General features: G+C 36.4%; 7 protein-coding genes. 2 read left to right on the top strand and 5 right to left on the bottom strand.

The features are described 5' to 3' along the window. Window positions 1-517: 517 nt before the first annotated feature. Window positions 518-3,481 (bottom strand): insulinase family protein, encoded by a 2,964-nt coding sequence (locus tag F6K27_RS29955; RefSeq protein ID WP_287279571.1) that lies wholly within the window; start codon window positions 3,479-3,481, stop codon window positions 518-520. A 1,163-nt stretch (window positions 3,482-4,644) separates the two neighbouring features. On the opposite strand from F6K27_RS29955, the gene F6K27_RS29950 reads away from it, so the two are divergent. Both F6K27_RS29950 and F6K27_RS29945 read left to right on the top strand, forming a co-directional pair. Beyond that, window positions 4,645-4,842: a hypothetical protein gene (locus F6K27_RS29950; protein ID WP_287279570.1), complete on the top strand. Its 198-nt coding sequence runs from the start codon at window positions 4,645-4,647 to the stop codon at window positions 4,840-4,842. 97 nt (window positions 4,843-4,939) lie between these two features. Further along, entirely contained in the window at window positions 4,940-5,722 is a 783-nt protein-coding gene (locus F6K27_RS29945; RefSeq protein WP_287279569.1) for a PAS domain S-box protein, read from the top strand. Here the strand turns inward: F6K27_RS29945 and F6K27_RS29940 are convergent. The 4 genes from F6K27_RS29940 to feoB all read right to left on the bottom strand — a co-directional run bounded on the left by F6K27_RS29940 (window position 5,691) and on the right by feoB (window position 12,263). Beyond that, entirely contained in the window at window positions 5,691-6,287 is a 597-nt protein-coding gene (locus F6K27_RS29940) for a molybdenum cofactor guanylyltransferase (RefSeq protein WP_287279568.1), read from the bottom strand. The genes F6K27_RS29945 and F6K27_RS29940 overlap by 32 nt on opposite strands. A gap of 452 nt (window positions 6,288-6,739) precedes the next feature. After that, window positions 6,740-7,510: a uroporphyrinogen-III C-methyltransferase gene (cobA, locus tag F6K27_RS29935; protein WP_287279567.1), complete on the bottom strand. Its 771-nt coding sequence runs from the start codon at window positions 7,508-7,510 to the stop codon at window positions 6,740-6,742. A gap of 625 nt (window positions 7,511-8,135) precedes the next feature. Continuing rightward, a complete protein-coding gene (locus F6K27_RS29930; protein ID WP_287279566.1) occupies window positions 8,136-9,056 on the bottom strand; it encodes a FeoA family protein in 921 nt (306 codons plus the stop codon). Between the two features lie 1,368 nt (window positions 9,057-10,424). Then, window positions 10,425-12,263, bottom strand: coding sequence for a ferrous iron transport protein B (gene feoB / locus F6K27_RS29925; RefSeq protein WP_287279565.1), 1,839 nt, complete (start codon window positions 12,261-12,263; stop codon window positions 10,425-10,427). Between the last annotated feature and the right edge of the window lie 394 nt (window positions 12,264-12,657).

Raw genomic sequence — 12,657 nt, 5'->3', positions numbered from 1 at the left:
AGAAAATGATCAACTGTTTCTCCTGCCAGCGAACGGACAATTGGCAGTTGTGATGAAGGATACAATATATATAGGACTACCATATTATTTGGCGTTGCACAGTGACGAATGATTTGATATTTTTGATTGAATTGGATTGTGGATTAATCAATTGCTAGAATGATTAATTAATGGTTATTTTTAGTCAAAATCTAAACCAATTTTTGGCAATATCATTCCATAATGTGCAACCCCGGAAATTTAAGTTTTTTTCTTGCCAGATGAGCTGTTGCCAGATGAGCTGTTGCCTATTTACTATACAAGACCGATGCTACCGGACATGATATCACTACGTTAAAAATATGAAAATCATCATAGACAAAGCCAGATTTTTCCTTCTGCCTTCTCCTAATAACATATACCGAGAAACGAAAAAGAGCTGAAAATTAATGGCTAACAACTAATAACCTATTCAGCCATTAGCTATTAGCCATTAACGGATTAACTGATTAACTAATTTTATCTAACTATTCTGAAATCACATAATGTCAGAAATTTCCAATGTGTTTCCTTCCATTTGATCGTTTGCTTCTTCTAATTTGGCGCGAGAAGACATCACACAAATGTTACTGCGTTCCATTCCTGAAGTAAACACATCTAACAAAGTTTGCTTCACATCCGCTACCGTAGCATTGAGCGATCGCTGATAACGTTCCTCTCTTACTTCAGTAGTTTGACCAATCAAATAACGCTCTAAGGCTAAACTTGTAGACATCTCTGGACGTAACACTGGAGAATCATCCTGAATGGTAGCAATAATAGCTCGGTCAACATCAGTCTGAGTCCAATCTAAATCCTTGATGTAATCTATCAAACCAGCAAACACCTCAAGAGTGCGACTCACATGAGGGTCTCGGTAAGAATACAAAGAAATCACCTTTCCTAAACCACTGTAAGAGCATCCAGCACCATAAGCATTACCCTTCAAACGAATTTCACTGAATAGATAACCCAAACCCAACAAATGAGCGCCCAATGCTAACAATGGAGATTTTGGATGGCTGAAGTGAGGTGCAGGTAAAGCCTGAACGCAATAAGCAACCTGCACAGGGCCTGCCAAACCTTCCCGTATATTGTAAATAGGATCGAAGGGATTAGCAAAATTCTCTCCTGGTTGTTGCTGTTGCTGCTGACTCCACTCTGAGATGGTTTTCTTCACCACCTCATAACCATTGTCAGAACCAGTGAAACTAGCAGTTATAGGCTGATTTGCAACATAATCGCGGATAGTTTCAATTTTCGCCATCAAATTTGCCCCATGCTCATCAAAGCGATCGCATACTTTATTCAGCAACTCTAATTGAGGCAAACCGTTAATAACTTGGCTAATTTTAGCTTCTGCTGTCATGCCAGCACTAGCTCGCAACATGGCTGTGTAGATACCATTGTAAACCAAATCAGAACTACATTGAGCCAGAGACTGATTAACAACATCTCGCAGTCTGGCAGTGTCGCGAGGGTTGACTGTAAAAATCAGATCTCGCAATAAATCTAATGCTTGCTGTAGTTGTTCGTCAAGAGTTTTCAGAGTAACACGAAATCCATGTATAGGACGATAAGGGTCTTGAGCATGAGTCCGCAACTGAGTTCTAAAATTAATTCCCCCTGTATAAGAAGCAATGCGTCGGGCAATATGTTCGTAATCCATATCCCCTGCACCCAACTTCCGCAAAGCATCTATATAAGTAGGTACATACAACCACAAATCTTCAGGCAATCCCCGCAGACTGAAATCTAGTTGTAAATAGTTTACCCCATTTGCTAACACATGGTTGCGTAATAATGTTACTCCACCATCAATCTGTTCGACATCAGTAGGAATATCATCTGGTTTTGGCGGTAAGTCGCTTACCTGTAGTTGAGGCAGTTTAGCTACTGCTTCTGGATCGTTGGGAGTTCCTGACTCTACTTCTAGTGCTTCTGCTTCGTTAGCTATATGCTCTAGCTCTTCTGGAGTCAGTTGAGAACGTACCTGTTCCACTTGTGCTGCTACTTCTTGGTCATAAGTAGATTGCCATTCTTGATCTGGCTTCAATATTAAAGTTAAACGGTGGGGATTGTTGAGTAACTTTTCGCGGATGAGGTTGTTGAAATAATTAGGGTTTTCAAGATAACGTTGTTTGCATTCAACGAGGCGATCGCCGATCTGCAAAAATGTTAACGGATCGTTACCATAAATCCAAGTTTGCATCACCCGGAACAACATCCGCAAAGGATACATACTGGCAATTTCTTGATGTTGGTATGCTGCTTGTTGGAAAGCTGCTTCCACAAGACTAGGTTCAAGTTCAGTTTCTGCAAGTTCTGTGAGAGTATTAATAATTAACTGACTGAATGCTTCACCACGGTCTGGTTCGCTACCTTGAATACCAATATGAAAAGTAGTTTCCTTACCGACAGAGTCTACTCCAGACCTAAGTAAGTCTTGACCTATTTGAGATTCAACGATCGCCTTTTTTAATGGTGCCCCTTCATTTCCCAAAAGTATTCGACTGAGAATATCCAAGGCAACCCATTCATCAGAGTTGGTGCTATCTCCCACCAACCATTTGAGCATAATATAAGTTTTCTCTTCTGCTGAGTCTGCGGCACTAATAGGATAAGAATCTTCTTGAAAACGGGGTTCGCTCCATTGAGACTGAGGAGTAATGTTGATGTTTGGTTTCCGTTGTTCAAAAACATCTAACTTTTCAGCCAAAAATTTTAGATATTCTGGAGTGGCAATATTCCCATAGAATACAAAGTAAGCATTGCTAGGATGATAATAGTTGGCGTGAAACTCCCGGAAATCTTCGTAAGTTAGTTCGGGAATATTTTTCGGGTCGCCTCCGTATTCAAGGCCATAAATGTTGTCAGGAAATAGAATCCGGTTGGCAATACTATCTAACCTTTGTTCGGGGTCTGAAAATACACCACTCATCTCATTATAGACTACTCCAGTAAATTTTAGCTCGCCTTGAGGATTTTCTGGGTCGGCAGGAGCTAGATGGTGGCCTTCCCGTTTGAATGTGTTTTCAGTCAGCAGAGGATGAAATACTGCATCAAAGTATACTTCTGCTAGGTTGAATAGGTCTTGTTTGACTTTGCTGGAGACTGGATAATAAGTACAGTCAGGGCCAGTCATAGCATTGATGAAGGTTGCCGGACTCATTTTTAGCATTTCAAAAAATGGTTCCCGTACAGGATATTTTTCTGAACCTGCTAAAACAGAATGTTCTAGAATGTGGGGTATTCCTGTACTATTTGGCGGAGGAGTAGGAAAACTAATGGAAAACAGATTTTCCGCATCTTCTGAGTAGAGGTGTAGCAGTTTGGCACCAGTTTTCAGATGCTCCAGTTGATATGCCACCATCTGCTGTTGCTTGAGGGGGGTAATGGCTTTTACCTCAAAGCCTTCTAATTGTTGTCCAACTTCTAAAGTTCTTTCGCTTAATAGGGGCATAGAAAATGAATCGCTATTTTGTTTACTGTAGTTATTAGTGTAGGCTATTTCTCTAGTTCGGTTTTCTCTCTGGCCAAGGGTGGTTTTCCAGGTATAGCAGTACGTTTTGGTTAGAACAAGAAAAGGCAGTAGGCAGTAGAGGAAATGTCCTAACTTATTTGCGTAGTGCTATAAGTCCAAAAATTTATTAAGTAGGGCTTGCTAATTAACTATCAAAACATTGACATATAAAGGTTGCAGCCTTATTAGGTTGAAAAAAAGTGCCAGCTTTTCGGTCAAGAAAGCTTAAAAAGTTAACATTTTGTACAGATAAGGGCAGAAAAATTAAAGGATAATTCTTCCAACTACATCCTCTGTAATTCCCATTTCTCCTGACTCAGTCCTCCTGACTCGGTCCTCCTACTCTCACCCATAAGACTTTTTCAGCAAACGCTAATTACAGCAATAGCCAGAGCGGTTAGGACTTATGCCGATGATGAATCTTAGACTAGGCAATGTTTTCCCCACTTTTGCCTCATAGGAGTGCGCTACCAATCTATGTAGCATTTCTGCATCTTAAATAGATAAGGTACAAAAGTTTTTGATTTTAGGGAACAGCGGTGTAACTCTGAGTCGGCGGTAATCCATCACAAAGATAGAAAATGAAAACAGGACTTACGCAGAGACTCTACATATAGCGAGGGCGAATACCATTTGCCCTCCGCAAAGCTCCGAATGGCACCCCTACAGATGGTGGTTTAAAAGTAAATTTGCGTAAGTCCTGGAAAAAAAATACTGTATCCTCATTAATAATTAATAATCAGTACCAAAGTATCATTCACTTACTAGCTAAAACTAAAAAAAATCAATTAAAAACTTGAGTTACTAAACTTTTGATTCACTTAAAATATAAATAAGTTTAGTACATAGGAAATAAGAAATGGATAATAATCAAAAGTATATACATACTTGGTGGAAAAGTCGTATTGCTCTGCGCTATTTGGTGATTACAAGTATTTTATTAATAAGTATAAACCTAGTAGCAGAAATAGTCCTAATCCGAAAAAAACTTAAAATGGCAGTTAGATAAACTAGAAAAAAAAGCTGAAAATGAAGCCCAATTTTTAAGTACTATAAGTGGGTAAGCAATTGTAAAGTCAGATTTCAGCACCTTACAAATATTTATGAAACGTGCAGTTTATGATGACAATATTATTTACAGCGCTGCCATAGATCGACAAGGAATTATCCTCGAAGCTCAAATCGATCTAGAAAACCCGACGATCGCTAAGGAGCTTAAAATACATAACTTGAAAAAAAATAATATTCTCAATATTATTAATTACCTGAAAGAAAAAAATAATATACACGAAAATTATTAATAATGGTGAATATCTTGGAGAAGCAAGATTAGGTTTTTTAGTAAATGAAATTAGAACAGAATTATCTGAAAATGCTGTCAAAACTTTAGCTATTTCTATGACTATGAGTGGAGTGCTAGTGACTGTAATAATGATTTTGTTTCAGCGACAGGTGGGTGTTCCATTACAAAAATTAACTGAGCTTGCTACAGCACTGACAAAAAGAAAATTAGACGAAAATAATTGTACTCAAGGTAATGATGAAATAGGCATTATCCACAGTGGTTTGCATCAAATGGCTACTCAAATTCAAGAAAATTTGTTAGGTTTACAACAGCAGATCGTAGAAAGGGAAAAGACAGAAACTGCACTGCTAGAAAAAGAGGAAAAATATCGCTATGTAGTTGATAATATTGCAGAAGTAATTTTTCAAACAGATGCTACAGGTAAATGGATATTTCTCAATAAAGCTTGGGAAAATATGACAGGTTTTACAGTAGAAGAAAGTCTAGGAAAGAACTTTTCAGATTTTATACATCCATCCGATCGCCTCCAAACCTTAAATAAGTTTCAAAGTTATATAGATGGTCAAGATAGTAAAAATGAAAATATAGAATCGCGCTACCTTACTAAAGAAGGTGGGTCTTGTTGGATTGAAGCATTTGTTCAAACTAATTTCGATCCAGAGGGAAATTTAACTGGAACATCGGGAACTCTTAATAATATTACCAAACGCAAACAAGTTGAGGAAGCTTTGAAGCTTAGTCATTTTTCCTTAGACAAAGCTGCGGATGCAATTTATTTAATGGGTTATGATGCCAAATTTTTCTATGTAAATGAAGCGGCGTGTCGTACTCTAGAGGTTAAAACTACTGTAAATCTGAGGGAGTATTACAGTTAAATAACATTTTTTCTATCTGAGTATTAATAGATAATGGTTGAACTGGTATTCGAGTCAGTAATCTTTGAAAGGAGCGATCGCCTTGGTCAATATATTTTTGTAACTCAACTTTTATCTGTTGCCGATAGAAACCACATAATGGTTCCCACCCTTGAGATGTTTTAGGAACTAAAGCCAAAATTTCAGGGGAAAGTTGGTTTAACTGAGTTGCCCAAGTTTGAATAATATCTAAGTTCAACAGAGGTAAATCACATCCCAGTAGTAAAATCCAATCACTATTAATTTGAGCTAATCCTTGAGTAAAAGCAACTAAAGGTCCTTCAGTTTTAGTCTCTGTTAACCATTTACATTCTGTAGGTAAAATATTCTGATACTTTTCTGGCCAAGGAGTAATAATATAAACTTTTTCTGTACATTCACTCGCTACTTGATAAACTCTTTTTAGCATAGGTATATTTTGCCAAGGAATTAAGGCTTTATCTTTACCCATACGAGAACTTTTACCACCAGCAAGAATGAGTGCTACTAGATGATTTTTCGGGAGTGAAAGTGAAGATGTATTCATTAGGTATTTGACTTCTTTCGTTAAAATATAGCGCTGTGCGCAGGCAACAGCTCATCTGGCAACAAGCAGCAGGGGGAATAAAAAACCGATAATATAAGACTTTTAGCTCTTGGACACCTCTTGTAATTTGTAAATATGCCAGCGCACATTGCTATAAATAGAAATCTTCAAAAATCAAAGCAATTATTTTCTATGAAATTGTCAATTATTTATCCCTGTTCCCTGTTCCCTTTTTTCTAGAAATGCCTAATATCATGTCCGCTTAATAGGGTGATAAAAGACTTTCTTCTCCTTATATACAGCACTTCCCGATGTTATGAGGTACACAGCTAGCGGGCAAGATGCGCGCACTACAATAATTTGACCATTAGCTCCTTGTACCTCATTAGTCCAAAATCTGCTGTATTCTTTTTTTCACCACTTCTCCCTCCTGAGTTCTGAGTTCTGACTCCTCACATGATATAATGCTGATAACTACCTAATATTTGATGTAAATTAACCACATCACCAATAACTGCAATAGCTGGTGCTTTAAACCCAGTTGCTTCAATTTGTTCTACAATAGTTTCGAGAGTAGCAATTAATTCTTTTTGGTCGGGACGAGTTCCCCACTGAATTAAAGCAATGGGTTTTTCTGGCGAACATCCGGCGACCATAAGTTCTGTAATAATATTATGTAAGTTATGAACTCCCATATAAATTACAATGGTTTCTGAACCCTGGGCGATCGCTTGCCAGTTTATATTTGCTCGATATTTACCTGTTGCTTCGTGACCTGTGACAAAGGTAACTGAGGAACTATAATTTCTGTGGGTAAGAGGAATACCTGCATAAGCAGGTGCAGCGATACCAGAAGTAACACCGGGAACAACTTCTACAGGTACTCCAGCTTGCATTAAGTCTTCCATCTCTTCTCCACCACGACCAAAAACAAAGGGATCGCCTCCTTTCAAACGTACTACCACTGCATGAGTTTGAGCTTTTTGAATTAGCAGTTGAGTTGTTTGTGTTTGTGGTAGGGAATGGCGACCACGACGTTTGCCTGCATTGATTTTTTCTGCATTGGGGTTAATCATTGCAAGGATAGGACAGCTGACGAGAGCATCATAGATAACGACATCTGCTTGTTCTAATAGCACTTTGCCTTTGAGTGTCAGTAGTCCCGGGTCTCCCGGTCCTGCCCCTACTAGATAGACTTTGCCTATACATTTTGACTGATCCATATTTATTATTTTAGATAATTATGCAATATAGTTAAGTAATTCTATCAAAAATCTTGAAAGAGGACTCCCGTTATAATCGCGCTGATTTAACGGTGAGACGGGGCGTATAAATTGCGCGGGGAACCCACGCAGACAGCATCTTATGAATTTCAAAGTAGTAAGTTAATTGAGCGCTTGCAAATTAATCCAGCATGGTTAGAGAAAAGTGTACCGCCTGCGCTGAGATTTCCTCAGCGTAAAGACGGAGCAAGAAAGCTTGTGGAGATGATCTGACGGGGGTACAGCTCAATTTATTTGATTTGTTACCAAGCTTACGAATCTGGGAGACAAGAATCTCCCGTTATAATTTTTGATTTAACGGTGAGAGCGTCAATAAGTTATTGAGCTGTTATTAGAACTACTGTTTCTAATCATACAAATAGTCTAATTTTATGTCCATATTCGATTTTTGGTGTTGCTGAACGGTAATAATTTTTAGATTAAGTATCAATGCAAAACATAAGTTTTTCAATTTTACCTTCAGCTACTTACCATTAAATTTGAGCAACGCCAAAATACCTTCTCTTTTCCTACAAAAAGTTGCGAGACATGAAACGTTCAGCGAAACTAAAGTAGGGAAGTTAAATTACTGTGGTTGCACCTCTAAAATACCATTATCATAAAATAAAACTGTAAACTCAGCCCACTCTGTTTTGAGTAATTCTTTTTGAGTAGTAGCGTCAGAATTAACTAGACTGGGTATAGGTGTTTTTTCCAGATTATCTGTTGCTATTTGATTAAACGGTTCGTAAGCAGCGATCGCCCCATTTTTATCTACTTTAACTAGGTATATTGAAGTTATATTTATGGGGGTTTTCCAGGTTTGATCAATAGTATTGTATAGTTTTTGTTTTAATTCTAATAACTCTGTTTTGTTGGTAATCTTTTTAGCTATTGGCTCTATATTTTGGGGTGGAGAATTAGTTGTTGCTTTTACATGGTTGTTGGTATTTTGATTATTTTTTTTTCCAGCCTTCTCTGGAAATTCAGATTTCTTATTTACTGTCTCAATACTTCCGACCATTGTTGGTTGAACTTGACTTTTATCTACTGTCTCTAATCTTTGATTTTTTGTCTTTGTTGAACTTGAGTTGTAAACAACATTAGTTACAACTTTGGCTTGATTTCCTTGATGGATATCTCTAGTAATCAGGATGCGATAAAATCCAGAAATAACAACTAGAATAATAGTAGTTAATGAAACTAATGATGCTGTTTTAACTTGTTCAGTTAATTCTGTTGTACTGTCAGGGTTCATATCTTTAGCTGAAATATCTGTTTTCACAATTATCATTTCGGCTTCCTCAGGTTGGATATTTATTTCTTGGCTTGAACCGACTCTAATATGCAAGGAACTAGAAGATTTGGCTTCCCGCAAGACTTGCACTGGTTTATTAGAAACTACTCCCTTTTCTTCTAGTCTCTGAACAATTCTTCTTGTATCGTCACTGCTGATAATTCGATCGACTATTGCTATTTGCCCTGTTTTTAAATCCGATAAATTCATTATCATTACTTTTTATTAATTGATTGTTATTATCTTCTCCAATATCTTAATACTATATTATATCTAAAATATAATTTCAAGCTTTAATACTAAATGTAACATAGAACTACAAAAAACAAAATTTGCCCCTTGCGAATCAACAAGGGATTTACATTATACTTAGAGAGAAAGATTTAATTGTTGATACCAATTTACTTAAATAAAGTTTTCAATTCATACAATCTTAGTTTGTAAGCATTTCCTGCGGAATGCGGAGTTAACAACTAGCTCGTTGGTCAGCTCTCAGGTATGACGGCAATAACTGCTAAGATTAGGAATTGAGCTTTTTATCTATTTTATTTATACTTTTAATTCTCCCTCAATACTATCAATACTAATTCCACTTCTGGCTGACAATAAATTAATCGCGCTATGACTAATATCAAATCCGGGGGAATTGGACATAAAAAAATTCTCTAATCGTCATAAATACGCTCATCTTTGTGATTCTCTCTCCTCCTGTACGTCGCCAATCTGATGGTTCCCCTAGCTGACTCTTAAAGACTTAACCAATCTATAACTGTTTAAGCGGATTTGATATAATAGCTGACGGCTGAATGCTTATAGCAGTCGAAGCAAAGGTTAGGACATTTATAAATGCCCAAACTCAGTCAGGGATTACTTTTGAGTTTTGAGTTTTAAATTGTGCGTAGTGCTATACCTTAGTCTCAACTTTTAACTTTTGAATACATGACTTTTGAATTCCGTTGACTCCTAAAAAATAGCCTAGCTATTTGTAATACCAATTTCATAAAATATTGCAAAGCGTGAGGACACACTTAACTGGGAACACCGGAGCTGGGAACAGAGAAAGAAAAACATAAATATTAAAGAGGAAAAAAGGTGGAAATTTTAGAATTTATGGAATTTATAATTTTTTCTTTTAAGAAGAAATCACAAATTAAGATGTAACTGCCTTTGCGTGAATTTGGTATAACAAACATTTATCAATTTGGTATTAGGTATTATACAAAAGCAAAAGTAGGAGTAGGTTTTTAACTTACTCCCACAACTTACAGCAGATTCGGTGATTAATTTGGTACAGCTTAAGAGTGAATATTTTTTGCCTGTTCCCCACTCCCTAATCCCTATTCCCTAAAAATAAATATATGTACTGCACAAAGTAGGAAACTGCTGTATATAGCATTTACCAAAAAGTGTAAGATAGAGCTATAGCAATCCTATTTCAATAGTAATATTTTTGTGGTAGTTAGGAGTCAGGAGGACCGAGTCAGAATTTTCAAGGTTTTTCCTCAATCTTAACTATTATAAAAATCTCACAAATCATTTAGGATTGCTATATAAACTAATTTTCACCTAACATTTATTTCAGAAGCCTAAAGCCAAAGCTCCTTGATAGAAAATAAAACTAGAAACCCAAGCTAAAACTAATGGAAATACTAAAGAAAGTAAAGAAAATTTCCATGATTTTGCTTCTTTAACTATAGTTGCTAAAGTAGATAAGCATGGGGTATAAAGTAAACAAAAAATACAGAAACTGTATCCTTGAATAAAAGTAACTGTCTCAGCAATATTACTACTAACATTCTGTTCGCTCATACTGTAAATAACAGCTAAAGAACCAATTACTATTTCTTTAGCAATAAAGCCAAAAAATAGGGATAATGTTAAATAAGGATTAATCCCAATTGGGTCCATAATTGGACTCATAAATTGACCAATTTTACCACCAATTGTATCTAATCCTGTTGCACCGGGTGGTAAATTTGTAAGTACCCAAACTGCAACACAACCAATAGTAATAAACCCAGATGCTCTGACTAAAAATTCTCTGACTTCTCCCCAACTTCTCAGTAAAACTTGTTTTAATGTAGGGAAACGATAAGGAGTCAGTTCTAGAATGAAAGGTTCTTCATTTTTATATATCCCTTGAAATAATGCTGCGGTGATAATAGCTACCAGAAAACTGAGGATATATAGAGAGAATAAAACTATCGCCCCATTGCCATTCGGGAATACTGCAGCAATAATAAATACAAATACTTGCAGTCGTGCCGAACATAAACCAAAAGGAATAATTAACATGGTTAATAGTCGCAAAGCGGGCGATCGCATTACCCTAGTTCCCATTAATGCTGGTACATTACAACCAAACCCCATTATATGCAGTACAAAACTACGTCCATCTAAACCTAATTTTGCCATAAATGCATCCATTAAATAAGCGGAACGTGATAGATAACCACTATCTTCTAGCACTGCCATAATAATAAAAAATACGATAATTAATGGCACAAAAGAAGCAACAGTAGTTACCCCTGCCCAAACTCCATTAATAAGAAAGTCTTGAACTATCTCTGGAAAAAGTTGAGCTAGAGGTTCAACAATTGATGACTGTACCCATTCAACAACTATTTCGAGCAGGTCTATTGAGGGAAGTCCGATGTTCCAAACTGCCCAAAAAACTAGAAACATTCCGAGGAAAAATAAGGGTAAACCCCACACAGGATGAAGGAGTATTTTGTCAACTTGAGCTGTGAAGTTTTGTGCCATTTGGGAAGGCATAAGTACAGCACCATTTAAGACTGTATCTATATCACTCAGAGAAATATCTTCCTGTGTTTCTATCCAAGATGTGAGATTATTTAATTTGACAGAGTTTTCTACCTTTTTTAACTTTTCAGAAATTGCCATGTAGGCATTCATATAGCCTTTGCCATATTTAGCACTAATTAGAAACACTGGCATTTCTAATCGTTTTGATAATTCCTCTGTATCTATTTTAATTCCATATTGTTTTGCTTCATCTGACATATTCAGCATCAAAACTGCTGGTAAACCCAAGGCTTTTATCTGTAATGGCAGTCGAATTTGACGGTCAATTTGTGCAGCATTAATAATAACTAATACTAAGTCAATGGCATAATTTTCTAGGAATGTTTGAACAACTTTTTCATCTTCGGAAAAACCGTTAAAGTTATAAATTCCTGGTAGGTCTACAAATTCAGTTGTTTCACCATTTATTTTGACGTTAGCTTGCAAGAGATCGACTGTTACTCCAGGCCAGTTTCCCACATGAGCAGAAACTCCAGTAATTCGATTAAAAAATGTTGATTTTCCAGTATTTGGCATCCCAATTAAAGCAACTCTTTTTGTTGCTTTAGATTTTGAGATTGTTGTTGTAGTTTTAGCGGTATGACAAGTCATTATCTTACCTATTATTTATCTTAAAGTTAGCGAGATATTTTTATGGCTTTATTATAAACATAAATTATGAAAATTAGGGATTATTTTTAGAATCTTTAAGTTTTTGTGGAGATTTTTCCAAAATATTTCGAGGGCTTATATAAAGCAAAAAAAGCATAAAGTTAAAGCGTTCGACAAATATTGAAAAGCTGAATACTTATGGTGATAAATCAGCTCTAATATCATGTTCGGACGGGTCAGTTATAAATAAAATTTAAGGACTGACAGGGCTTTGTTGCATGAAAGTAGCGATCGCCAAAAACTCCCTTAGTTGGAAGTTAACTAGATTTCTACTTTGTAGCTCTGGGGTTTACCATTTTGAATCATCACGTTGAGTATGGAACATTGTATGAAT

Source organism: Okeania sp. SIO2F5 (assembly GCF_010692685.1).
Lineage (GTDB): Bacteria > Cyanobacteriota > Cyanobacteriia > Cyanobacteriales > Microcoleaceae > Okeania > Okeania hirsuta.
This window is presented reverse-complemented; position numbering and strand designations above follow the sequence as displayed.